Annotated in this window: 22 protein-coding genes; 11 read left to right on the top strand and 11 right to left on the bottom strand. The window is 55.4% G+C overall.

From position 1 onward, the window contains the following. From VFA09_03855 to VFA09_03845, 3 genes are all read left to right on the top strand, one after another. The coding region (locus VFA09_03855; GenBank protein HZU66389.1) for a sigma-70 family RNA polymerase sigma factor at positions 1–265 on the top strand (265 nt) is incomplete at its 5' end. Positions 266–389: 124 nt separating this feature from the next. Further along, the gene (locus VFA09_03850) at positions 390–2,168 is read left to right on the top strand and encodes an ATP-binding protein (protein ID HZU66388.1); all 1,779 of its coding nucleotides are present in this window, start codon (positions 390–392) and stop codon (positions 2,166–2,168) included. 181 nt (positions 2,169–2,349) lie between these two features. Next, the gene (locus VFA09_03845) at positions 2,350–2,766 is read left to right on the top strand and encodes a cupin domain-containing protein (GenBank protein HZU66387.1); all 417 of its coding nucleotides are present in this window, start codon (positions 2,350–2,352) and stop codon (positions 2,764–2,766) included. Between the two features lie 58 nt (positions 2,767–2,824). Here the strand turns inward: VFA09_03845 and pcaC are convergent, their stop codons facing one another. The 6 genes from pcaC to VFA09_03815 all read right to left on the bottom strand — a co-directional run bounded on the left by pcaC (position 2,825) and on the right by VFA09_03815 (position 10,419). Continuing rightward, complete coding sequence (gene pcaC, locus VFA09_03840; GenBank protein ID HZU66386.1) at positions 2,825–3,208, bottom strand: 4-carboxymuconolactone decarboxylase; 384 nt, start codon at positions 3,206–3,208, stop codon at positions 2,825–2,827. Between the two features lie 13 nt (positions 3,209–3,221). Beyond that, the gene (locus VFA09_03835; protein ID HZU66385.1) at positions 3,222–4,508 is read right to left on the bottom strand and encodes a sialidase family protein; all 1,287 of its coding nucleotides are present in this window, start codon (positions 4,506–4,508) and stop codon (positions 3,222–3,224) included. A gap of 133 nt (positions 4,509–4,641) precedes the next feature. Beyond that, positions 4,642–7,122: a xanthine dehydrogenase family protein molybdopterin-binding subunit gene (locus VFA09_03830; protein ID HZU66384.1), complete on the bottom strand. Its 2,481-nt coding sequence runs from the start codon at positions 7,120–7,122 to the stop codon at positions 4,642–4,644. A gap of 160 nt (positions 7,123–7,282) precedes the next feature. Then, positions 7,283–8,527 carry a Zn-dependent hydrolase gene (locus VFA09_03825; GenBank protein ID HZU66383.1) on the bottom strand — a complete coding sequence of 415 codons (1,245 nt, stop codon included), beginning with the start codon at positions 8,525–8,527 and terminating at the stop codon, positions 7,283–7,285. A 43-nt stretch (positions 8,528–8,570) separates the two neighbouring features. Further along, on the bottom strand, positions 8,571–9,209 hold the full coding sequence (locus VFA09_03820) for a hypothetical protein (protein ID HZU66382.1): 639 nt from the start codon (positions 9,207–9,209) through the stop codon (positions 8,571–8,573). A 121-nt stretch (positions 9,210–9,330) separates the two neighbouring features. Continuing rightward, entirely contained in the window at positions 9,331–10,419 is a 1,089-nt protein-coding gene (locus tag VFA09_03815; protein ID HZU66381.1) for a phospholipase D-like domain-containing protein, read from the bottom strand. Positions 10,420–10,677: 258 nt separating this feature from the next. Here VFA09_03815 and VFA09_03810 point away from each other — a divergent pair, with 258 nt between their 5' ends. The 4 genes from VFA09_03810 to VFA09_03795 all read left to right on the top strand — a co-directional run bounded on the left by VFA09_03810 (position 10,678) and on the right by VFA09_03795 (position 15,194). Continuing rightward, positions 10,678–11,145, top strand: a complete 468-nt coding sequence (locus VFA09_03810) for a carboxymuconolactone decarboxylase family protein (protein HZU66380.1) — start codon at positions 10,678–10,680, stop codon at positions 11,143–11,145. 85 nt (positions 11,146–11,230) lie between these two features. Then, complete coding sequence (locus VFA09_03805; protein ID HZU66379.1) at positions 11,231–11,797, top strand: hypothetical protein; 567 nt, start codon at positions 11,231–11,233, stop codon at positions 11,795–11,797. Positions 11,798–12,349: 552 nt separating this feature from the next. Then, a complete protein-coding gene (locus tag VFA09_03800; GenBank protein HZU66378.1) occupies positions 12,350–13,810 on the top strand; it encodes an MFS transporter in 1,461 nt (486 codons plus the stop codon). Then, positions 13,803–15,194 (top strand): MFS transporter, encoded by a 1,392-nt coding sequence (locus VFA09_03795; protein ID HZU66377.1) that lies wholly within the window; start codon positions 13,803–13,805, stop codon positions 15,192–15,194. The genes VFA09_03800 and VFA09_03795 overlap by 8 nt, the downstream gene beginning before the upstream one ends. Positions 15,195–15,274: 80 nt before the next feature. Here the strand turns inward: VFA09_03795 and VFA09_03790 are convergent, their stop codons facing one another. From VFA09_03790 to VFA09_03775, 4 genes are all read right to left on the bottom strand, one after another. Then, positions 15,275–15,694 (bottom strand): nitroreductase family deazaflavin-dependent oxidoreductase, encoded by a 420-nt coding sequence (locus VFA09_03790; protein ID HZU66376.1) that lies wholly within the window; start codon positions 15,692–15,694, stop codon positions 15,275–15,277. A 239-nt stretch (positions 15,695–15,933) separates the two neighbouring features. After that, on the bottom strand, positions 15,934–16,599 hold the full coding sequence (locus VFA09_03785) for a hypothetical protein (GenBank protein ID HZU66375.1): 666 nt from the start codon (positions 16,597–16,599) through the stop codon (positions 15,934–15,936). Between the two features lie 60 nt (positions 16,600–16,659). Beyond that, a complete protein-coding gene (locus tag VFA09_03780) occupies positions 16,660–17,310 on the bottom strand; it encodes a hypothetical protein (GenBank protein ID HZU66374.1) in 651 nt (216 codons plus the stop codon). A 69-nt stretch (positions 17,311–17,379) separates the two neighbouring features. Continuing rightward, complete coding sequence (locus tag VFA09_03775) at positions 17,380–19,353, bottom strand: FAD-dependent oxidoreductase (protein HZU66373.1); 1,974 nt, start codon at positions 19,351–19,353, stop codon at positions 17,380–17,382. Positions 19,354–19,738: 385 nt separating this feature from the next. Here VFA09_03775 and VFA09_03770 point away from each other — a divergent pair, with 385 nt between their 5' ends. Then, positions 19,739–20,506: a dienelactone hydrolase family protein gene (locus VFA09_03770; GenBank protein ID HZU66372.1), complete on the top strand. Its 768-nt coding sequence runs from the start codon at positions 19,739–19,741 to the stop codon at positions 20,504–20,506. 52 nt (positions 20,507–20,558) lie between these two features. Next, positions 20,559–20,888, top strand: a complete 330-nt coding sequence (locus VFA09_03765; GenBank protein ID HZU66371.1) for a GNAT family protein — start codon at positions 20,559–20,561, stop codon at positions 20,886–20,888. A 445-nt stretch (positions 20,889–21,333) separates the two neighbouring features. On the opposite strand, the gene VFA09_03760 is transcribed toward VFA09_03765, so the two are convergent. After that, positions 21,334–21,621, bottom strand: coding sequence for an antibiotic biosynthesis monooxygenase family protein (locus tag VFA09_03760; GenBank protein ID HZU66370.1), 288 nt, complete (start codon positions 21,619–21,621; stop codon positions 21,334–21,336). 221 nt (positions 21,622–21,842) lie between these two features. On the opposite strand from VFA09_03760, the gene VFA09_03755 reads away from it, so the two are divergent. Together VFA09_03755 and VFA09_03750 are read left to right on the top strand one after the other, a co-directional pair. Further along, positions 21,843–22,211 carry a DUF5808 domain-containing protein gene (locus VFA09_03755; protein HZU66369.1) on the top strand — a complete coding sequence of 123 codons (369 nt, stop codon included), beginning with the start codon at positions 21,843–21,845 and terminating at the stop codon, positions 22,209–22,211. Between the two features lie 30 nt (positions 22,212–22,241). Then, positions 22,242–22,916 carry an HAD family hydrolase gene (locus VFA09_03750; GenBank protein ID HZU66368.1) on the top strand — a complete coding sequence of 225 codons (675 nt, stop codon included), beginning with the start codon at positions 22,242–22,244 and terminating at the stop codon, positions 22,914–22,916. Positions 22,917–22,939 lie beyond the last annotated feature (23 nt).

The raw sequence follows: 22,939 nt of genomic DNA, 5'->3' as shown, positions 1-22,939 counted from the left end.
CACCTTAGAAGACCTGGCCGAGCGGCATGATCTGCAACACTGCATTCAACGCGCCATTGCCATGATCCCGGCCCAATATCGCTCGGTGGTCTGGCAGTATTACCGGGCCGAGATGACCTTTCCAGAGATCGGACGCACGTTGCACATGACCGAATCGACGGCCAAGACGCGCTTCCAGCGGGCCAAACCCTTTCTGCGGGCAGCATTACTGATGCTGCTCGATCTGCCTGCTGAAACCGGCTCCCCAGCCAACTCACCACCCTGATGCAGCAGAGGCGCAAGCTACGATGTGGCGTAGGGACAATGGCTGGTCCTTGTCCTCGTCCCTATCTGGCATCGCACCAGGACAGGCAGGTGAGAGTGCATGTTGTAATGCAATGGATGATCCTATGAAAGGCATAGCTAAAAGAGAGAGAAAATGCAGATCGTCAAGCGAGTTCAAGGCTATCTTTGATGCGCTGCCGGATGGGGTAATTGTCTGCGATAGCAAGGGGTCGATCTTACAGATAGATCCGGCAGCCCTCAAGCTCTTTGAAGTGGCTTCAGAAAGCCTTTGTCTAGGAATATCTTATCAGCAGTTTCTTCACGCACATAAGGGAGAAAGTGCTCCTCCTTCACTGGAGCCATGGCTCTTAAGCCTGGTGAAGAATGGAGAAATGTCAACCGGGCAGCGAGAAGAGTTGCTTGTGCTACAGCTTCCTTCCAGGCGGCAGATCTATGCCAGCATGCGCAGCTACCCTTTTGTTGCCGCACAGAAGCATGTAAAAGGCACACTTTATGTGTTACAAGATATCACGCACCGCTATCAGCAAGCTCTCCATCTCCAACGTGTCCACCGGGCAGTAATGGCGCTGAAAGAAGCGATTATGCGCCTTCCTGAGCATGTTGGTTGCGATTTCGAAGGTGGCATCTTCCTCTTATCGTTCCCTGTCTTGCTCGTCGCGCAACAGCTCGTTACAGTGATCCATGAAGTCCTGGATTGCGAGCGTGTTAGAATAGTGGCAATTGGGCCGCAAACAGGTAGCCTGTATTACGCGGTAGGTAGTGGTTTCACTCCTGAGCAAGAACAGTATCGTCTCAAAGTAAGAGGATGTTTCTTGCCCTCAGATTTTGTGGACGAGACGGTGATTGCTCGTCTCAATGCTAATCAGGAGGCAATCGTGCCTGGCGCGAACCTGCATCTACCTGAGGGGATGCGAAAAGATTTTGTTTCAAGGATGTGCCTGCTGATTCCCTTGTTTCTTGAAAATCGACTGGCCGGAGCACTGGTGATTGAGAAGGCGGGTGCCGATAGCCTCTACACAGATGATGAGATTGAGTTAGTGAAAGTGGTTGCATCAGAGGCTTTGCTGGTGATTGATTCCCTGCGCTGCTTTGCTATGCTGGCCGAGAGCACGCTCAAAGCACGCGTGCAACAAGAAATGCAAGACTTCATCGATGACTTTTTGAACCTGGCCAGCCACGAGCTAAGAACGCCTCTAACGATAATCAAAGGAAACATTCAATTGGCAGAGCACCGCCTTGCGAGGCTCAAACAAGAACTTGCTATGCAATCTGAACAGGTGAGTAGCTCTCTTAAGAGAGTGCAGACACCTTTAGGAGCGGCGGAGACGGCGGTTTCCGCGCAAGAACGGGCAATAAATGATTTGATCGATGTTTTTCGCATCCAGTCCAATACCCTCGAGCTACAACTACAACGCTATGATCTCGTCGCGCTGCTTCAAGAAGCAGTGATCGCTCAGCAGCGCTTAGCACCGGAGCGGCGCATCATTCTACAGATTCCATCTGAAGAGCATGAGGTTCCTATTCTGGTCGATGCAAAGCGCATTCGCCAGGTCATTTCCAACTACCTGGCGAATGCGCTCAACTATTCACCTGTTGATGAGCCGGTAACCGTGGAGTTGACGGTGGAAGATGGGGTAGCTCGGGTGTCGGTCCAGGACAGGGGGCCGGGTATCCCGGTTGAAGAACAGGGCCGCATCTGGGAACGCTTCTATTACGTCAAAAAGGGGACAGGAGAATATTCACCTGCCCCGGGCGTAGGATCAGGCTTATATCTTAGTAAAGTGTTGATCGAACGCCAGCATGGCAGCGTTGGGATGCAGAGTTCTCCTGGTCATGGCGCCACTTTCTGGTTTACGCTGCCGGTTGCATCTTCTGCCAGGTAAAAGGTGTTCTTCTTGCGTTTTTTCGCACTCTCCCTTATGATACGGGCCGGTACGTACTCTCAGACATCGGGGATAGGGGCCAGATGATGTTGTTGAACAAAAGAGTTCAGCAATCCCGCGAGGCCGATGAATCGGCGGTGGGCGCGATCAATCGGCCCCTACCCACAAAGGAGGGAGACGCATGCAAATTCGACGTTTCAGCCCCGATCTCAAAACCAAGATTTCTGGCAACCATCCCGGCCTCTACGGTGTGCCTATCCAATTTCAGAGAGGGCAGATTCCCGCTGAAAAGCTCGAAGATTTTGCCAGGCGCACTAATGGTATGCCACTGTTGCTGGATGCTGAACTGCAAGTGGAGGCAATGTACTTTGATCCGCATGCCTCTATTGAGGAACACGCGGCAGATCATTCGATTCTCTTCCTGGTCATTCACGGTCAGGGAACGGTACGTATCGGCGGCCCCACGGGTGAAACACGCGAGATCCGGGCCGGCGATGCTGTTCTCTGGCCTGCTCACGTCGATCATACTGTCTGGACAGAGGATGAGGAACTGCATGCGATTGTGATCAATGTATTTCAAGATCATAGTTCGTCCTGAGAGCCAAATGGTGGAAGCCCTGACCATTTGGAGCTAACCGGATAGGGAGAGAAGTTCGTCAATGGTCGGGAGCGCTGTCCTGTTCGAACTCCTTTTTGGCCATGGCGAAAGCGGTGTTGGCCGCAGGAACGCCGGCATAGACGGCCACGTGAAGGAGTACCTCGGCAATTTCGTGCGGGTCGACGCCAATGTTGCGGCTGGCCCGCAAATGCAAGGCTAATTCTTCACGGCCCAGGGCGGCAAGGATCGCAATCGTGACCAGACTTCTTGTGCGCCGGTCCAGGTCGGGCCTGGCCCAGACGGAACCCCAGGCGGTTTCGGTGATGAAGCGCTGGAAATCGACATCAAATTCGGTGGTACGAGCCAGCGCCCGTTCGACATGCTCGCTTCCAAGTACTTCTTTTCGCACCTGGATGCCGGTATCATAGCGTGATTCTGCCATTTTGCTTCCTTTCTTATTGTCCTCTAGTGTACCAGGTGCCGCCGTCGGCATAGACGTTGGCTCCTTCGCCCCATATCACAAAGTTGACGCCGGCGGAATTTACAGCCAGACCCATGTAATCGCCAAATGGGAATTTGTAGCCCCGGGGTGTTTTGTAGCTGGCGCCACTGCCGCGGTTCGAGAGCCTCACGGCCTTGCTCCAGGTAATGCCGCCGTCGGTTGAGCGGGCATACCAGGTATTCCAGGCGCCAGGGCCGTTGCGGTTATCTTGCCAGGCGATACGGAAATCACCGGGAGTTGGGCCCGTGCCAAGCTCAGGCGAGGTATTATTGCCCAGGGCATTGAGTATCACGGGGTGCGTCCAGGTTGCTCCGCCATCGGTTGAGCGCGAGATGTAGAGGCGGTTGTTGCCATACCTGATGTCGTTTTTAGTATAGGTGAACAGGAGATCGCCGTGTTTGCCGGCTGTGATGGTGTCCTGGGGGTCGTAGAAATCCGGGTAGCAGTTCTTGACTTTGCAGGGGGCGCCTTCCTGGCCGGTGGCAAAGTAGTGGTCTTTCCAGGTGTTTCCGCCGTTGGAGGAGCTGAGTAGCTCTACCCGTGTAGGACCGGTCGGTTTGCCATGGATGATTGTTTCTCCGGCCACGGCAAAGTATGCCGTGCCATTGGGGGCGACGATCCCGCCATAGGAGTAGTACCAGAGCGATTCTGTGGTGGCGAGTACGGGCTGGGCGAAGCTCTTGCCATAGTTGTGGGAAATGGCGACATAGAACGCGAGCTTGCCATTGAAGCCGATATAGACATCTTTTCCGTTGCCGGAAACAATCAAGATCGGCTTGTCACCGTAGTTCAGAATACCCTGGATGGGGAGAGAGGTAGTCCAGGTCGCGCCGTGGTCGTGGGATTTGGTAAAGACGATGCCGGGTTTTCTGAAGCCATTCAGGCAGGCGACATAGATGGTGCCGTCGTTGCTGACTTTGATCTGGGGATCATATTGCCAGGGAGTACCGGGCAGCGGACAGATATGGCTGGAGGGACCCCAGTTGGTGCCGCCATCGTTGGAGGCACGGAACAGGATATGGTAGTTTACCTGATCGCTGGTGAGCTGGTAGACCCAGTTTGAGCCGGGGTCCGCGGCGACCGTTGGTTCCCAATAAATGTCTTTGTTTGATCCCCAGCGTTGCTCTGTGTCGAATTGCCTCATTGTTTGAGCGTGGGTGCCGGAGACGAGCAAGAGGTTCAATAGCAGGCCAAGGATCGCGGCGATGGGAAGCAGGGAGCGGGCGATGGAACGAGACATGCTGGTTATTCTCCTTTTCTGTTGTTGATCCTTTTGAGTAATCGATGAAGATGAACTGCTGAAGCCAGGGTTGCTCAAGGAATTGAAGGCTGAAAGGATTAAAGCGTTTTTTCGCACCGTTTCCTTGGGAGCCTCACACGTCTACCGAACTTACACCACCCTGATGGCTGGTGTCCGCTTGCTTTGGTTTGGACGTGGCGCTGAAAAAGGCGGGTGGCGTTGGGTCGATTTTTTTCAATGTTCCCTGGAGAGCGGCCTGTACGGTCGCCCAGACCTTTTCGGGGCGCAATGGCATGTCAATGGATTCGATGCCGAGGGGTGCAAGGGCATCAAGGACGGCGTTTACGATAGTAGGAGGGCCACCGATGCAGCCTGCTTCACCGGCGCCTTTCGCTCCCAGTGGATTGATGGGTGAGGGTGTCTCGACGGCGTCGACCATAAAGTGTGGTACCTGCTTTGCATTGGGCAGCGTGTAGTCCATGAGGGTGCCGGCAAGGGGTTGTCCATTCTCATCATAAGTTGCCTCTTCATAGAGCGCCTGCCCGATGCCCAGGGCAAGACCGCCATGAATCTGTGCCTCAGTGAGATAGGAGTTGAGGATACGCCCGCAGTCGTCTACTGCTACGTAATTGAGGACGTGTACTTCGCCGGTTTCGGTTTCGACCTCTACGATGGCGACATGTGCGCCTGAGGAAAATGTGGGGGCTGATGGGGAGAACTCGCGCAAGGCAGCCAGGCCTTCAACGGGTGCGCCGTTGGCGAGGTTGGGAGGGTCGTGCTCGATCAGTTCAGGATGCTCTTCCACCTGATGTGCGAGTTCGCCCAGGCTAATGGCTCGCCCTGGCACTCCGCGCACTCGAACCTGACCGTGGCTCATTTCAAGGTCCGCCGGAGCCGCTTCTAACAGCTTTGCCGCGGCCTGGAGAGCTTTTTCTTTCGCGGCCTGCGCCGCCAGGGCAACGGCAGCGCCTCCAATTTGCGTGGTGCGGCTGCCAAAGGTGCCAATGCTATAAGCGGGCAAGGCGGTATTGTTCATCTGTACCTCTACCTGTGAGCCTGGCAGGTCGAAGGTCTGGGCGGCGATCTGCGCGAAGGCGGTGAAGTGCCCCTGGCCGTTATGCGCCACGCCGCTCTCCACGAGGATTTTTCCGTCGCGGCGAATGCGCACAGTGGCGGCATCTTGCGGTATGCCAGGGCCGCTGGGGCCGAATGGGCCACCGGATATTTCTACAAAGGTAGAGACTCCGATGCCCAACAGCGAACTACTCCGAGCTTTGTGGCGTTCTTGCTGTTTTTCGCGCCAGCCGGTGTAGTCGGCAAGTTCTAGCGCTCGCTCGAGGGCGGCCTGGTAGTTGCCGCTGTCGTAGGTTGCTCCATGTACGGTGTGGTAGGGGAAAGCGTCCGGGGCAATCAGGTTGCGACGACGCACCTCAGCGGGATCGATGTGGAGATGGCGGGCAATAGCGTCTATGGTTCGTTCTAGCAGGTAGGTCGCCTCGGGTCTGCCCGCTCCGCGATAGGCCGCGGTCGGCACGGTATTGGTAAAGACGCCCACTGCCTGGAAATCGAGAGCCTGTATCTGGTAGGGGCCATTGAGCATGCGCGCGGTAGTATTGGGAGAGATAGGAGTGGTATAGGCCAGGAAAGCGCCGAAGTCGGCCACGGTACGCACTTTCAGGCCGAGAAGCCGCCCATCTTTCTGTACGGCTGCCTCGATATAATTCACCTGGCCACGTCCATGCGTCTGGGCCTGGAGATTTTCGCTACGGGTTTCAATCCATTTTACCGGACGGCCATATTTGACTGTGAGCATGGCAGCGATGATCTCTTCTCCACTGATGCCCACTTTGGCGCCGAAGGCTCCGCCAACCTGGGCAGCGTAAACATGAATTTTGTCCTGGTTGAGGCCTAAAGCGGCGGCCAGAGCACGCCGGGCCTGGTAGATGGTCTGAGAGGAGAGCCAGGCAGAGAGTTGGCCCGTGGCAGTATCGTAATCGAAGAGGCAGGCGCGTGCTTCAAGCGAACTGGGGGACACGCGCTGGTTAACAACGCGCAGGCGAACGATATCATCTGCTTGAGCGAAGGCGGCGTCGATATCGCCACCTCCGCTGGGTATCTGGATGGCAACATTTGAGCCGAGTTCCTGGTAGAGCAGAGGAGCGTCGGGAGCAAGCGCGGCCTCTGGATCGATCACAGTGGGCAACACTTCATAGTCGACCTCAACGAGATCAAGCGCATCTTCAGCAATATAGCGGTCTTCGGCCAGTATGACAGCTACCGGGTCGCCGACGTAGCGCACGCGATCAAGCGCTAATGGCTGCCGCCGGGGTACTTTGAGGCCGGGTAACGTGGTAATCAGTTCTAGCGTGGGCATGCTGCTTACTAGCTCGTCCCCACTTAAAGCGGCAACGACGTCTGGGAGGGCGCGGACGGTGTCGAGGTCGATGTTTTTGATTTGCGCATGGGCATAGGGGCTGCGAACCAGGGCCATGTGCAGCGGGGAGGAGCGATGCTGGGGTGATTTCAGATCATCCACAAAGCGGTCATGGCCGGTAATGAGTCCGATATCTTCTTTGCGGCGTTCGAGTCCTGCCGGTACGGGCGTTTCTTTCATGCGGTCCTCCTCCTGGATAGTTGCTCTGTGGTTGTTGATGGTTTGAAACTTAGTTGATTTTCCGATAAATGTCAAGTGTTGGTTTTGGGACATTTGGGACGTTTGGGACGGTGGTTGATTCCTGGGAAGAAATCTGGTCGGGGGAGCAAGAGGATATGCTTCAGTATGCTAATGAAGACAACGCGGTTGCCAGCACACTCGCTCCACGAGCTGCATCGTCGATGGTTGTGCATTCGGCGGGGCTGTGGGAACGCCCTTCTAGGCTGGGGACGAAGAGCATGGCGGTCGGCAGGTGGCGTGCCATGATCTGACTATCGTGGCCGGCACCGCTTGGCAGCGATTTCCAGGTTGCTCCGCACGCTTCAGCTGCTTTGACGAGTGTCGCTTGCAATCCGGGGTCCATTTTCTGAGGTGCGCTCTTGCCGGTGAGTTCGATGGAGATGGAAAGGTGACGTTCTTGTGCGATTGCTTCGCATTGCGTTTGGATGGCAGCGGAGAGTTGTTGCAAGGTTTCTTCTTCGGGATGGCGCAGATCAATAGAAAAGCCGACCTCGCCAGGAACAACATTGACCGCTCCTGGTTTGACCTCCCATTTCCCTATTGTGACGACCGCGGGCCTTCCAGCTTGTTCGACGAGGCGCGTGATCTCTAGAGCCATATGGGCTGCTCCTTGCAGCGCATCAAGTCGCAAATCCATCGGCGTGGTGCCTGCATGGTCAGCCCGGCCCTTGACCGTGATCCAGAAGTGTTGCAAGCCTGTAATGGCAGTGACGATGCCAAGATTTATCCCTTCATCAAAGAGGATGCGACCCTGCTCAATGTGCAATTCCAAGAATGCCGCTACATCGGTGCGGATAGCTTCTCGGTATCGCTCAGGAGCCAGACCGATAGCCTGCATGGCTTCGGCAATCGTGATGCCTTGTGTATCGCGTACCTGCTCAAGCTCAACAGGATCAATGCGTCCCAGGATCGCTTTTGTCCCCCAACAATGTGCCGGGAAACGGCTGCCTTCCTCTTCACATAAGGCAACTACTTCAAGGGAGCGCCGGGGTGTTCCGAGATGCTCACAGAGCGCTTGTAGGGCAACAATTCCTGCCAGGATGCCGAGCGCACCATCGAACTTGCCGCCGAGAGGGACGGTGTCGAAGTGAGAACCGGTGAGAATGGTATGGCCCTCATCACTGCCAGCGAGGCGTCCGAAAAGATTGCCCACCGCGTCTTCGCGTACATCGAGACCGGCGGCGCGCATGAGGGTTGCGAGTTGCCTGCGAGCCTCTACCCAGGCAGGGCTATAGACGGGGCGCACAATTCCTCCCCCGGGCTGTTGACCAATAGCTCCTAAGACCTCGATAGAGTGTTGGAGCGTTGAGGCATCTACCTTTATGCACTGGAGTGGTTGGGTCATGAGTTTATTCCTCTGGTTCCTATATCCCCATCCAAAATCACCCTTAGCCTCTACGATCTTCTATTTCCCAGATGTGGTCGACGACGTGCCAGGCTATACGGCGTACAGCATAGCTGGCGTTCCATCCGCCAGGAACGAGAGGTTCTCCGGTGGAGGGCTGGCTCAGTACCGATGCGATTTCGTCACGCATGGCTGTCAGGGCGAGATTGTCGCTCATTGCGAAGGGTTTATGGCGCACGCCGATTTTGCGGGCGTAGGTGCGCTCGGCTTCGATGACGTGCTGGCGGACTTCGTCGCGGTCGCGACCACCGCCGCGTGGGCCTTTGCGTAGTTCGGCAGGCGAGGTGGCGACGACTTCTTCGAGCATGTCCCAGGCGGCGCGCAGTAGGGCGACGTTGCGTTGCGCGGTGGCGGCGTCGATGGGGCTGGTTTCGGCAGGGGCGAGAACGGAAGGTACGCCCCAGGCAGTGTTGCTATCGCCCTGGAGTCGTTCGACGACGACGAGGTCGCCAGGAGTAAATTCCAATCCTGCCCGTTCCGTGATTCGCCGGTAGCGCGGTTCGGTATCGATTAAGGCCTGTATGGCGGCATTCTCGTTCGGGCGAATGCGGCACCAACCGGGCCATTCGAGCGACCAGGCGATGACTTTTTTGGGGGTGAGTTCGAGATAGATAGCGGTCATATTGCTTTTCTCCGGTTTGTGGATGGGCTGACCATATTTGGTAGAAGGGGTAATAAGGTTCCATCCCTTCACAGAAAATTCAACTGAACACGATATTACATGCCCGATATACCGGCATGGCTCAGGAGGAAGATGGTGGCTGGGATGCCGCCCAATCGGTGGCAAAAGTGCTGCTGAGGGTGGTGAGGGCGTTGGGGTATTGCTGGGCGGTTAGAATTACGCCGAATTCGCGGTTGTGTTTGAGGGAACCGGCGCTGAGATTCTGGGAGCCGATGTATGCGGTATGGCCGTCGATGAGCATCATTTTGGCGTGCATGTAGAGGGTGGGGTCGTGTACGCGCACCTGGAGGACTTTTAGAAGCGCGGGCGAGAGGTTGCCGGCGGTGTCCTGGGGCACAATTAGCTGCACCGGGACACGCGATGCGAGGCTGAGCAGGGCCTGTTCAATGTCTGAGGGGCCGGTCTCCTGGCTTGAATCGCTGACCTCTTCGCATTCGATTTGCAGGGTGTGTTGGGCGCTCTGGATGAGGCTGAGCAGGACGTTGTGCGCGTTGTAGGGGCTGACGACCAGGTTGGTTGGGAGCAGTTGCCCAACAGATGCCGGTTGCTGCTGCGAGTTCCAATTTTGTCCCGCCCAGTCGGCGGTGAAGATGGTTTTGAGGGTCTGAACGTCGTGGGGGTCCTGATCCATGACGATGTAGTCACGGTCGCCGTGAAATGTGCCCCAGTTCACGATATTGCCGGTTCCTGACTTGCTGAGGTTCGAGGACATGACGTAGGCGACATCATCGATTATGGCTAACTTGGCGTGGTTATAAAAATGGGTTTGCGGAGCCCATTTCAAGGGTAGGAAAGCCGATGAGGGGCTGGGACGAACCTGGACGTTGGGGGTGCCGAAGGTCGCAAGCGGATTGATAAGAGCCGGGGAGGGAGGGAGACCATATGGCTGTGACTCCAGGATTACTCTGACGTCGATGTTAGCCTGTGCGCCGGCTGGCTGGGCTGCGCGGCGCTGAGAGGCGGCGGCAAGGGCGGTGATGATTTCGGGGTCGGTGAGCATATACATCTCGAGCCAGACGTACTGCTGGGCCTGGTTGATGACGTTGGCGATAACGTTTGGGTACTGCGCGTCGGGTACCACATATACCTGCAATAAAGGGGGTACAGAAGAGGTTTGTGCGGCGGGGTTGGGTGAAGCGGATGAAGACATGTGGGCCTCCTTGCTTTGAGTGGCTAATGGGCGAAACATTACGGTTGTGTTTCTGGTTCAGTATAGCACTTCGGCGCTGGAAAGGAAAGGATTCTGATTTCTGGTCGCTTGATGGAGTCGGCGCGCTTCGGCATGATTTGTTTCCTGCTAAACGGCGTGGTTATTATAGCGAAAATTGGCTCTGTGAACAAATCCATTATTATGGTATGTTTGTGTATGTAAACGTATGTTTAAATACAAAGGAAGGAGCTTTATACGATGGAAGAACGTTTGAAATATGCGAGGGTTGCGCCAGAGGGCTACAGGGCTATGGCTGGACTGCAAAACTATGTCGATAACTGCGGGCTGGAACCCTTGCTGCTGGAACTGGTCAAGATGCGCGCCTCACAGATCAATGGGTGCGCGTACTGCATCGATATGCATAGTAAGGATGCTCGCGCGATGGGTGAGAGCGAACAGCGGCTCTATGAGCTGAATGCATGGCGCGAGACGCCGTTTTATAGCGAACGCGAGCGTGCTGCGCTGCTGTGGACGGAGGAGCTTACGCTGATCAGCCAGGGCCACGCGTCCGATGCCGTTTATGATGAGGTGCGCAAGCACTTCAGCGAGGAGGAACTGGTGAATCTGACGCTGGCGATTGTAGCGATCAATGGCTGGAACCGCCTTGCGATTGGTTTCCGCTCGCAGCCGGGAACCTACCAGTCAAATAAGAAACCGCTTTCTTAAAGGGAACGTTTGCCCTTGATGATTTGATGAGTGCAGAGTGATAATGGAATATAATTGTCCCATAACAGTGAGAAAGGATCGGGTTATGGCTGCACGCATCGATCAGAATTCGCATATAGACACGACATCGAGGGCCAGGCGGCCGCTCTGGCTCTCTATTCTGGCTTGTTTTTCGCTACTGCTGGGAATCATTACCGCTATTCCCCAGTTCTATTATGTGCTTTTCGCGCTTCATAAGGTGACTATCGGGCCTGATAGCAATTTTTTGGGGCAGATCTGGTATGACTACATTTTGAACGGGGATAACAGCTACTATAAGGTGGACCCGGGGATACTGGCCGGGGCTGTTGAGGATGCCTTTTTGCTAGGGCCGCTTTATTTTATTACGGGATTGGGTCTGTGGATGAGGCGAGCGTGGGTGATTCCGGTGGGGCTGATGACGGGTGCGATGATTTTCTATGCGATTGTGGGTTTCTTTCTGGGCGATATCTTTGCCGGTTTGCCCAGCGTCACTAATGATATCTCCTATTGGGCCTCTAATTTGCCATACTTGATTTATCCGCTGTGGCTGATACCGGTGCTGCTTTTGCGGCGCTCAATGTTTGTGCGGAAAAAGCCAGACGTGTCTATTGCCCCTGCACCTGAGCAGTGATATTGTCTGCAATCTACAAGTTTTTCAACCTTCTCATACGGAATCATCTATGGATTATGATAGTAACAAGCTGCAAGGATGATACGGTCGTTAATCTTATAGTCAGTTTTCACAAAATAGTGCGGGTAGCCTGAGAGCCGATGATCGTGTTTGACAACATAATCCGGCAACGGACGCGGGGCCGATCAATCGGCGCTGGGCGCGATGAATCGGCCCCTACGGCAAGGGGGCATGGCACAGGAGCGGGTATGAGCATAGAATCAGCACTTTCCTTCATGCCGGAGTTCGACCAATCTTTGTTCCGCTACGTGATATAAACGTGAGAAAGAATTCTGGAATTGTCATTGCGAGTGAAAGGGTCGAAGCGCTGAGCGGAGCGCACAGGGAAGAATCGCGGTCAGGCGAGCGGGATTCTTCGTTTCACTCAGAATGACAACGAGCCTATACATTTATCAGTATCGGGGCGACCGGTTGTTAGAGGGGTGGGGTATGTTTGTGTCAGATACGGGATGATATGCTATATTAGATGATGCTAGATAGGAAGAGGTAAGGATGGAGAGGAAGGATGGAGGAGGGGATAAAGAAAGAGATAGAGGCAAGGGGAAAAAGCGGGTATCAATTCCGCAAGAACTGGCCATTAACATCCTGTGGTTGCCGGTAAATGCACTGAACGCTGCATTGCTGCCGGTGGTGGTTCCCACAGTGATTCTGATCTTTTTGCCCGCTACGCATGTAGGTGATGCGATACAGGGGACATTTCTGGGGTGGCTTACAACGATAGCTTCTGTTGTATCGCTATTGATGCCGCCGCTGGTGGGTTCGCTCTCGGATAACACGGCGAGCAGGTTTGGACGACGCCATCCCTATATTGTAGCGGGTGGAGTACTGCTGATTGCCAGCTTGCCGCTGTTGGTGATAAACAACACCCTGATCGTGTTTCTTGTAGGACTTTCGCTGCTGCATATAGGGAATAATACGTTGATGCCTGCGTATCAAAGCCTGGTGCCGGATCGGGTGCCGGAACGGCAGCGAGGAGAGGCGTCGGCATTCGTGGGGGCGCTAACTATTCTGGGCAACCTGGTGAGCCTGGGGCTGGCGGCCTACCTGCTGGGTGGAGTCAGTCAACATACTCATAACTCTGATATAATACGCTACAATGCAGGTATTTTCTTCATTGTGACGATTGGCTTGATGGTCGTGGGTATCCTGGTGACGATCTTTGGCGTGCCTGAGGCGGCTGTTCAAGCGAAGCCAAAATCAGCGACCAGGACGAGCGAGCCGAAAGGAGAGCAGTTTAAGCAATGGTTCGTGCATAGCTGGATCGACCCCTGGCGCAAGCACAATTTCACGGTGGTGTTCTTGACACGCGCATCCATTATGCTGGCACTGGCGATGTTTATGACCTTTGTGGAGTATTACTTCGCGCATGTGCAGCATGTAGGAAATTTTGTGACAACGACGGCCCTGGTTGCGGTCTTTGCGCTGGGTGGAGGTGTGGTGAGCGGCATTGTATTTGGGATACTTTCGGATCACCTGAGGCGACGCGCGCCGATTGTGTCGGTTGCGACGATCTTTATGAGTTTTGCCTCGATGGCGTTCGTCTTTCTTCCGGCGAATGGGATAGGGAGCCTGGAGATAGTACTGTGGCCGCTGGGAGTATGCTTCGGGTTGGGATATGGGGCATTTTCAAGCGTGGACTGGGCCTTATCGATTGACGCTTTGCCATCGTTAAAGGAAGCGGGGAAAGACCTGGGCTTGTGGAGCGCTTCTGCGACGATACCGGCTATTTTGGCCCCTTTGTTTGGCGGCATCATTCTCACGATTGCGAACCATTTCAACGCGCTGGACATAGGATATCGCACAATCTTTTTCATTGCTGCGTTATTCCTGATTGTCGCTGCAATATGCGTTCTTTTTGTGCGTGAGAATCGCAAGCCTAAAGGGAACGAACAAGATCAAGATGCGGATGAACAGCAAAGTGAGGCTGAAAAAAATGAGGCTGAAAATGTCTGAACGTTTGACATCATCAATAAAGAAACACGATACAGATAACGACCAGGAGGTGAAAGAGCATGTGAAGGTGGCACGACTTTCACATAAGAAACAACTGCTACTGAATATATTATGGTTTCCGCTTAATACTGAAATCTCGGCGCTGCTGCCGATTGTCATTCCGACGCAAATCCTGCTATTTTTTCCATCGAACCAGGTGGGAAGTGCTGAGCAAGCAACGGTGCTGAGCTGGCTGGTGATGGCGGCGTCGGTGATATCGCTGCTGATGCCGCCGCTGATTGGAACGTTCTCCGACCGTACAGGGGGCAAGTTTGGGCGCCGTCGTCCTTATCTGATTGCCGGTGGGCTGCTGGTGATTGCCAGTACGCCCTTGCTGGTGAATGGGAGTACGCTGGCCTACTTTCTGGCAGGGCTGGCCCTGCTGCATGTAGGTATGAATACGATAAACCCGGCTTATCAAAGCCTTGTACCGGACCAGGTACCGGAGGAGCAGCGAGGAATGGCCTCGGGCTACGTAGGGGGATTGTCTATTCTGGGAAGCGTGGCGAGCCTGGGGCTGGCCGCTTATCTGCTTGGTGGGGTGAACCAGCATGCCTTTAACCCTTTTCTGGTACGCCAGAACGCGGGTATCTATTATATGGTGACAGCGGCGCTGATGACGGTTGGTATCGTGATTACGGTACTGAGCGTGCGGGAAACTCCTTACCGGCATACAGTTCCCCCCATTATGAGCGAAAAAACGTTCCTTGGATTCTGCTGGCGGATGATACATCACTGGGTAGAGCCGTGGAAGAAGTATAATTTCACGGTAGTCTTTCTGACGCGCACAGCGATAATGCTGGGAATTACGCTGTTCATGACCTATGTGGAGTATTACTTCGCGCGAGTGCAAAACGTGGGGAACTTTGTGGCGACGACCGCGTTGATCGCGGTGCTGGCGCTGGGCGGCGGCGTAGTCAGCGGGATTCTGTCCGGGGTACTCTCGGATAGAATGAAGAGGCGCGCGCCGGTTGTGTGTATCGCGACGATGTTCATGGCGGCGACGGCTTTCATCTTCGTGGTGGCTTCGGGCAACCTTGGCATCTGGCTGTGGCCGATAGGCATACTGTTTGGATTGGGTTACGGGGCGTTTTCGAGTGTGGATTGGGCACTGACGATTGACGCGTTGCCATCGCTGAAAGAGGCCGGGAAACACCTGGGGTTATGGAACGCCTCGACGACCATACCGGCGATTATCGCTCCGCTGCTTGGCAGCGCGATGATCAACATTGCCGGGGGTCAGGGCAATTTACAATTTGGGTATCGCCTGGTGTTCGCCTGTGCGACGTTTTTCCTGGTCGTGGCGGCAGTAGGTATCCTGTTCGTGCGCGAACAGCACAAGTAATCGTGGGGCTTAGCGAGCGGGGGGCGGGCGACCACAAGGGCGGCCCTTGCGGTTTCCGCCGATTGTGGCTTGACGGAATATCAGGCGTTGCGGCGATCCAGCGCGATCACGGGAATCTTACGTGTTGTTTTCTTCTGGTATTCGCCGAACTGTGGATACATTTGCGCCCATTGAGCATAGATGCGGTCGCGCTCCTCGCCTGTGATAGGAGTGGCGATGGCATCGTAGGTCTCACCGTCGACTTCGACGGTGACTTCGGGGTGAACGAGCAGGTTGTGATACCAGTCGGGGTTGGTTGGCGCGCCGCCTTTGGAGGCGAAGACAAACAGGCGGTCGCCGTCGCGCATATACATTACCGGTCTGGTACGGGGCTGGCCGCTCTTTGCGCCGGTGGTTGTGAGCAAAAGCAAGGGTCTACCTTCCCATATACCACCAACCTTCCCCTTATTGGCGCGGAATTCTTCAATTACCTGACGGTTCCAGTCATTTCTGTCACGCATACGTACTCCTCTAGAACATGTAATAAAATTTGATGTTGATCTGGTCCACACCCCCTGTTTCGTGCGAGGCTGGTTGCAGTGTCACTTCATGCTAGCATATTGGTTTGAATAGTGTCAAACTTTGAGCAGGCGGCCCCATCCTGGACGCGATAAATCCGGTCCCTATACCCCACCCTGTAGGACCAGGAGCAATGAGTTGAGGCAGGTAGGCTCAACTCATTGCTCTAGAGGGTTGGCAGCTAGTTGACGGGTGAGGCTTCCGGCGTTCGTCGATGAGCTGTTTTCGCCAGTTGTTTTGCCATGGTGCGGTTGGCGGAGACCAGGGCACGCGCGAAGAGCCAGAGTGCAACTACGGCGACACCGGCCAGGGAGATCCACATGATCCAGAGGGCAGCGGGCGGATTGCTGTTGCTGGTGAAGACCTGGCCGAAACCCGCGAGATAGGCCTGGCTGGTGGCTTCGACGGCGAAGACCTGCGGTCCATAATAGAGGGTCGCGCCCAGTACCAGGAAGATGGTGGCGAGCCGGTAGGCGTTGACATCATCATCGACGCGCCTCGAGAGTTTGACACCGAGCGCCAGCAGCAATAGCAAGGCGGCTAATGGTCCGGTGATGGGCAGCGCGGCATTGACGACGATATTGGGCAGGAAGAAGATCCAGCTCATAGCAAAGGTGATCAATAAGACGGCATCACGCATGAGCAGGTAGGACATCCACCACACATCGGCGCCTAAGCGCAGGCCGCAGCGACGCAGCGTGCGCAGGACGTAGGGCCGGCCAAGATGTAAGATCAGGGCCAGAGTCCACATGGCGGGCAGAAAGGCGACCACAGTACTGATAAGCCATTGGGCGCCGCCTGTGATGAGGGCCTGGGTGATGGCATTGGCGACATCATCGGGTTTCATTGATTTGCTCCTTTTCTTTGTTTGTCTTTTCTCATGACGCTCAACAAGCACCTGGCCGTCTTATTGGCCCGCAGCGCTGTCTTGCGATGCTTCGGGGACTTCAGCACGGCCTCCGGTGAGGAGGGTATAGCCAGTGGCGATTGCGCCCATGATAGCCAGCAAGGCAATCGAGACGTAGCCAATGCCCACCGCCCAGTTGGGATTAGAATTTGTGACCAGGAAATTGCTGATACTGGCCATCTGACCGGCGGCAATGGCATTGGCCTGCACACCCAGCAGGTAGGGTACGAAGTAGAAGACGGCTCCCAGACCGAGCAGGCCCGTGACGAACTGGAAATCGCGCAGGTTGTGATCGGGGTCGCCCATCAGTTTGACCAGCAAAATGCCGAAGAGGCAGCAGGCGGCCAGACCACCTGTGAGCGGCAACTGGTCGGTGACCACTACATCGGGGAAGAAGAACATGAAGCTCATGACCACGCCTGAGACGATCAGGAAGTCGCGCAGGCCGATATAGATGAGCCAGAGCAGATCGGCACCCAGGCGCAGGGTAAAGCGATCGATCATATCGAGGATATAGGGACGACCCAGGTGCAAGCCTAGAATGGCTAACCACATGATGGGCAGCATGGCGGCAAGCGTCCCTTCCAGGAACTGTTCGCCGCCGGCGTTGATACCTTGAACAATAGCATTGGTCAGATCTTGTACTGACACAGCAGCACCTCCTTTGTTATGAGAGGGGTGAGATGTCTTTGCCCCTCTCGATTATAGAAGTAGACAATTTCATTGACGCCTGGTGGTTGAGACGACTGTATCAACCGAGATGACGTGAATAGATGGACAGAGGTAGGCGAGGTCGCAGCGCAAGCAACGACTTGCCTCACGCCGCGCCTGTTCTTCCATAAAGCCCGTGGCAAATTCGATGGAGCGGTCGCGAGAGGCATCGCCGTTACGCAATGGCATGATTTCGCGCGCCATCGGGCGGAGGTCCAGTGTGATTCTGCCATCCGGCGGAAGCATTGATTCCGTCTCGAATTCATCATCCGGCATCTCATGCACCCTATGTGGTGGGATTTTGGCCAGGTAGGCATGGATCGATCTGGCAGCCTTGCGACCATGGGCGGCGGCGTGAATGATGGATTTTGGCCCATAGGTGACGTCGCCGGCAGCGAAGACGCCAGGAGCGCCGGTAGCGAGCGTTGCTTGATTGATGAGCAGACCACCCCAGGGAGCGACGCCGACGCTGGTTCCCTCCGGTAAGAAGGACGGGTCGGGCGCTTCGCCGATGGCGACCAGGACGATGTCGACGGGCAGATCAAATTCGGTGCCCAGGACCGGAACGGGCCTGCGGCGTCCTTTTTCGTCGGGGTCGGAGAGCGCCATGCGCTGACAGCGAACGGCATGTACGTGGCCATCGAAACTGAGAATCTGAACGGGGGTCACGAGTTCGTGGAGCGCAATGCCTTCTGCCAGGGCTGCGCGGACCTCTTCGGTCTGAGCAGGCATTTCGACACGACTGCGACGATAGAGGATGTGAACCTTGCTGGCGCCTGCCCGGAGCGCTGATCGGGCGGCATCCATGGCAGTGCTGCCACCGCCAACCACGGCGACTTCGCCCTCCAACCGGGTATTGGGGTCGAGGTTAAAATCCTTCAGGAAGGTGGTGGCTGGGATGACTCCTTTTAGCTCTCCTTCGCCGGGAATACCTAAGCGCTGGCTGCGCTGTGCGCCGACTGCAATCAAGACAGCGTCATAGTCGCGCTGCAGGTCATCCAGGCCGATATCGCGGCCAATGGCGGTATTGAGGCGCATTTCGACACCCAGTTCGCGGATGGCGTCGATGTCACGATTCAGTTCGGTGCGTGGCAGGCGATAGTCGGGGATGCCGATGGCCATCATGCCTCCGGCAACGGGCATGGCATCGAAGACGGTGACGCTATAGCCACGCCGCGCCAGGTAGTAGGCCGCGCTCAGTCCGGTAGGGCCGGCGCCGATGATGGCGACGCGTTCGAGATACTTGTGCTTCGGGGGTGCAATGCGGCGCTTCATGGTTGTACCGTGATCGGTGGCGAAGCGCTTGAGATCGCGAATGGCGATGGGAAGATCGAACTCGCCACGACGGCAGGCATCCTCGCAAGGGGCTGTGCAGACACGTCCACAGATGGCCGGGAACGGATTCGGCTCGGATGCGACGCGCAATGCTTCGTCATAGCGCCCCTCGGCGATGAGGCTGACATAGAGGCCGGCGTTGGTGCCGACGGGACAGGCAGCCTGGCAGGGGGCGCGCAGGTCTTCTTTGCGCTCACCCAACCAGGTGCGCCAGCTCTGCCATGTGGCCTTGCGCTCGGCGACGCGCCAGGCATGATTTTCGCCCCAGGGCGTCTCGCCAGGCTCTTCGGGGTTCGCGCGCGTGTAGGCGTCAAGGGGCTGCCAGCCATGTTCGGGAGGCATATAGGCAACAGGGCCGCGTTTTGCGTAGGACAGTTCCTTGATACTGCTCTCAATGGTGATGGCGTTGGTGGGGCATTCCTGGACACATACCTGGCATCCCACACATTGCGCGACCTGCACCGGGACGAGCATCATCCAGGGGCGCTCAGCAAAAGGACCGGGGATGGGGCTGCGGAGATCTTGCTCAGCGCCGATTTCGCCCTCTCCAGAGGGCCGCGTCATGTCGAGACAACGTACAGGACATAAGTCCATACAGATACCACAATTAATACATGTTTGTCGATTGACCTGAAAACGATAGGCCATGTCGACCTCCTCTCAGCAATGTCGTCGGACGCTTTCCTCATCTATGCCAGAAGAGGGAGTGCCCTGGCTCCTGCTAGATACAATTACCTAATGACAGAAGCATAAGGCGGGCCACTCACAAACTCATCACGGCCACGCCGCGCTATATCACAAACGGCGCACAGTAGCTCTAGGCTCTTTAGAGAGCGATAAACCGGGTAATCTCGGGCGGGCCGTTCATGGGTTGCAACATCATCCGGCATGGGGCGCGAGGCCGATAAATCGGCCCCTACGGGCTGTACATGAAACGGCTCCTGGTACTATACTTATAGGCAGGAGGCTAACATATCTTTCTGGCAGCCGAAATGTTCTGGCTATTATTTTTCAGATGTAAGGAGTTTAGAGTATGTGCTATGACAACGATGCGCGTCCTCCGGTGCCACCGGTAAGCGGGTCTGCTCGTGGTGAGGATATTATTTTGACGGCAGCGGATGGTAATCGTTTTGCGGCGTATGTAGGCCATCCTGAGAAACCAACGGGGGCGCAGATAGTGATCTTTCCAGATGTGCGAGGGCTGCACCAGTTCTACAAGGAGCTGGCGATTCGCTTCGGGGAGACGGGAACCACTGCTATCGCGATCGATTATTTTGGCCGGACGGCGGGTACGGGGCCGCGCGACGACTCGTTCGAATTCTGGCCGCATGTGCAGCAGATGCAAGCGGCAGGTCTTGAAGCGGATGCGAACGCGGCGTTCGATTACTTGCGCCAGGGCGAGGGCGCGAACAACCCGACGTTCACGGTTGGCTTTTGCATGGGTGGAACCTTGTCGCTGCTGACGGCTACACGCCCGGTGGGTTTGGCCGGGGCAATTGGATTTTATGCCGGACTTACCAGGGCTTTGCCGGCATTTGGCGGTGCTACGCTACTTGAGCAGGCCAAAAATATTAAATACCCGGTGCTGGGTCTTTTTGGTGGAGCGGACCAGGGCATTCCTGTGAGCGATGTAGAGAAGTTTAACCAGGAACTGCACAAGGCGGGGATTGAGCACTCGATTACTATCTATCCAGAGGCGCCGCACAGTTTCTTTGATCGCCGTGCCGACCAGTATGCCGAGGCATCGGCGGATGCGTGGCAGCGCGTGCTTGCGTTTATCGCGGATCATTCACGGAAATAGAGGGCATAGCGGTACAAAGCCGGGATAACCCGAGTACTCAATATGCTTCGTCATGCTGAAATTCGACAAGCGAATCGGGCAATGCGGTAGGAACAGCATCTGGTACCTGTCCTCATTCCTGGCAGCTTTTGCCATCCGCTTGTCGAATTTCAGCAGGATACCAGACCTGACAGGCAAGAAGCTGGGTCTGACGTTGGTTAACGCAGGTCTCGATTTTGCCAGAAAACAGTTTGCCCCTGATTACTTCCGCCTTTTCGTCCTCACGTTCAATCAGCGTGCGATCAAGGTATATGAGCGCGCAGGTTTCGAGCACGTAGGAATCTATGTTCAAAAGAACAGCAATGGAGAGCGCGAATTTCAGGAGATGAGAAGGACAGCGTAGGATTTTTCTGCCCCTGCGATGGCAGGGGATGATAATGAGTTTGAGCAAATTGATCCGACCATCCGGAGGGCTGATGATGCAGTTAAGACGTGGTTCAAATGCATGTGACACGCGTGCTGTGTCGTTCTGAACGGAGCGAAGAATCTCGGTGCCGGGCGAGACAGATTCTTCGCTGCGCTCAGAATGACATGGCCCCAGACACCGATTCTTCCCCATTCGCTCCACTTAGAATGACATGGCTCCAGACAGCGATTCTTCGCTCCACTCAGAAGAACATGGTCCCAGACAGCGATTCTTCCCTATTCGCTCCGCTCAGGGCTTGCGGCTTCTTGCGCTCAGCATGACACGACGTAGAGGAGCTTGCCGATTTTGCTGGTAAATATTCATCACCGTGGTGGTTATGATGAATCGGCCACGGCTGGACCGGGGGCCGATTCATCGTTAGCTAGCTCAAAACTTCGGCGGTATAACGGGTTGTAATCGAGGGGTCTTCTTGCTGGCGCGCAGGGCCGCCGTGATGCTGGCGGAAGAGGTCGTGTTGCAGGTATTCGTCTACTGCCTCTTTTGATTCCCAACGGGAGACGCCGAGAATGGTGCCATCTTCGGCGGTCCACAATTCGAATCCGAGGAAGCCGCTGAAGCGCTTCATGCTGGGAAGGGCGTGCTTAAAACCTTCGAGCGCCCGCTGGCGGTGTTCTGGCGGTACAGCTATCTTGTTGACTACGATATACATTGTTATGTTTCTCCTTGTATGAATTTTGCGCGAACTTTTTTTGCTGGCCGCATAGTCGTTTCGGACTAAATGGCTCCAATTGGATTATAGCAAAGGATTGCTGGGAATAGCTCTTGACAGCGACGGAACTGCGGCGTAATTTGAGAATGAGCACGAGTATTCGTTTACCTGGCTGAATTATGTGATTTGCGCTATCTTTTTGCCTTGAAAGAAGAAGCTTTATGAGTTTGTGGCTCTTTCTCTTGCTGATGTGTGTACTGCTGATTGCGGTCGTCCTGGCCCTTTTCTGGCATCCCCAGCGCTTCCCGACAAAGGCAAATACGTTCGCTGATCGCAGGAGTAGCGATGTCATTTTTCGTGATGATGACCGGTACTGGTACGCGGAGGTCTTTTACAACAATCCCGACGATCCTGCTCTGTTTGTTCCGAAGCGCTTCGGTTGGGGATGGACGATGAATTTTGGCCACCCGCAGGCCAGGTTCGTGCTGATTGGGATGGTCCTGATAGTGCTGGTGTTTGGGATTCTCTTGCCTGTGCTCGCCTCTGGTCTGGCACCCACCGGATGTCATACGTTTGGATGCTCGCCATAGTCATAAACAATGAATTAGAAAGGTGATAGGATGCGCTACCATTTCTTGATTGATGCCGATGATACGCTTTGGGAGAATAATATTTACTTTGAACGGGCCATTCATGAATTTATTGAGTTTCTCAATCATTCTCGCCTGACGCCGGACGAGGTACGAGCGGTGATCGACGAGTTTGAACGAGCCAACGGCATCGGGTCGGCAAATTTCACTAAAAGCCTGGAGGAGACGTACCGGCACCTGGCGGAAAATGAGTTCCGCGAAGAGGACTTGCAGCACGTGCGAAAGTTTGGAGAGCAGATTCGGGCACACCCGTTAGAATTCCTTGAGGGCGTTGAGGAGACGCTGGAGTATTTATCCGCGCGCCATGATCTGATTCTGCTGACGAAAGGCGACCGCGAGGAGCAACTGTTTAAGGTCGAGCAGTCGGGCGTCGAGCGGTTTTTCCGAGAGGTGGTCGTGGCGCATGAGAAAAATGTGGCGACGTATGAGGAGATTGTACGACGCCTGGGGCTTGATGCAAATATGACCTGGATGATTGGCAATTCTCCGCGTTCTGATATTAACCCCGCGCTGGCAGCCGGATTGCGCGCGGTGTTTGTGCCGCACCCTCATACGTGGCACATGGAGCATGAAGAGGTGACGCCTGTGGACGATGGAAGACTGCTGACGCTCTCACGTTTCGCGGAACTGCGGAATTATTTTTAGATTTCAAGGAAGAAGATATTTTA

It is taken from the genome of Ktedonobacteraceae bacterium (genome assembly GCA_035653615.1).
Classification (GTDB): Bacteria; Chloroflexota; Ktedonobacteria; order Ktedonobacterales; family Ktedonobacteraceae; genus DASRBN01.
Note: the sequence above shows the minus strand (reverse complement) of the source record. Positions and strands in the feature narration are given on the sequence as shown.

Coding starts and splice junctions, on each gene's coding strand:
- VFA09_03830 (HZU66384.1), bottom strand. CDS start 7,122: ATGAAAGAAACGCCCGTACCGGCAGGACTCGAACGCCGCAAAGAAGAT.
- VFA09_03800 (HZU66378.1), top strand. CDS start 12,350: ATGGAGAGGAAGGATGGAGGAGGGGATAAAGAAAGAGATAGAGGCAAG.
- VFA09_03785 (HZU66375.1), bottom strand. CDS start 16,599: ATGAAACCCGATGATGTCGCCAATGCCATCACCCAGGCCCTCATCACA.
- VFA09_03850 (HZU66388.1), top strand. CDS start 390: ATGAAAGGCATAGCTAAAAGAGAGAGAAAATGCAGATCGTCAAGCGAG.
- VFA09_03790 (HZU66376.1), bottom strand. CDS start 15,694: ATGCGTGACAGAAATGACTGGAACCGTCAGGTAATTGAAGAATTCCGC.
- VFA09_03805 (HZU66379.1), top strand. CDS start 11,231: ATGGCTGCACGCATCGATCAGAATTCGCATATAGACACGACATCGAGG.
- VFA09_03835 (HZU66385.1), bottom strand. CDS start 4,508: ATGTCTCGTTCCATCGCCCGCTCCCTGCTTCCCATCGCCGCGATCCTT.
- pcaC (HZU66386.1), bottom strand. CDS start 3,208: ATGGCAGAATCACGCTATGATACCGGCATCCAGGTGCGAAAAGAAGTA.
- VFA09_03825 (HZU66383.1), bottom strand. CDS start 8,527: ATGACCCAACCACTCCAGTGCATAAAGGTAGATGCCTCAACGCTCCAA.
- VFA09_03795 (HZU66377.1), top strand. CDS start 13,803: ATGTCTGAACGTTTGACATCATCAATAAAGAAACACGATACAGATAAC.
- VFA09_03820 (HZU66382.1), bottom strand. CDS start 9,209: ATGACCGCTATCTATCTCGAACTCACCCCCAAAAAAGTCATCGCCTGG.
- VFA09_03810 (HZU66380.1), top strand. CDS start 10,678: ATGGAAGAACGTTTGAAATATGCGAGGGTTGCGCCAGAGGGCTACAGG.
- VFA09_03760 (HZU66370.1), bottom strand. CDS start 21,621: ATGTATATCGTAGTCAACAAGATAGCTGTACCGCCAGAACACCGCCAG.
- VFA09_03750 (HZU66368.1), top strand. CDS start 22,242: ATGCGCTACCATTTCTTGATTGATGCCGATGATACGCTTTGGGAGAAT.
- VFA09_03775 (HZU66373.1), bottom strand. CDS start 19,353: ATGGCCTATCGTTTTCAGGTCAATCGACAAACATGTATTAATTGTGGT.
- VFA09_03845 (HZU66387.1), top strand. CDS start 2,350: ATGCAAATTCGACGTTTCAGCCCCGATCTCAAAACCAAGATTTCTGGC.
- VFA09_03770 (HZU66372.1), top strand. CDS start 19,739: ATGTGCTATGACAACGATGCGCGTCCTCCGGTGCCACCGGTAAGCGGG.
- VFA09_03765 (HZU66371.1), top strand. CDS start 20,559: ATGCTGAAATTCGACAAGCGAATCGGGCAATGCGGTAGGAACAGCATC.
- VFA09_03815 (HZU66381.1), bottom strand. CDS start 10,419: ATGTCTTCATCCGCTTCACCCAACCCCGCCGCACAAACCTCTTCTGTA.
- VFA09_03755 (HZU66369.1), top strand. CDS start 21,843: ATGAGTTTGTGGCTCTTTCTCTTGCTGATGTGTGTACTGCTGATTGCG.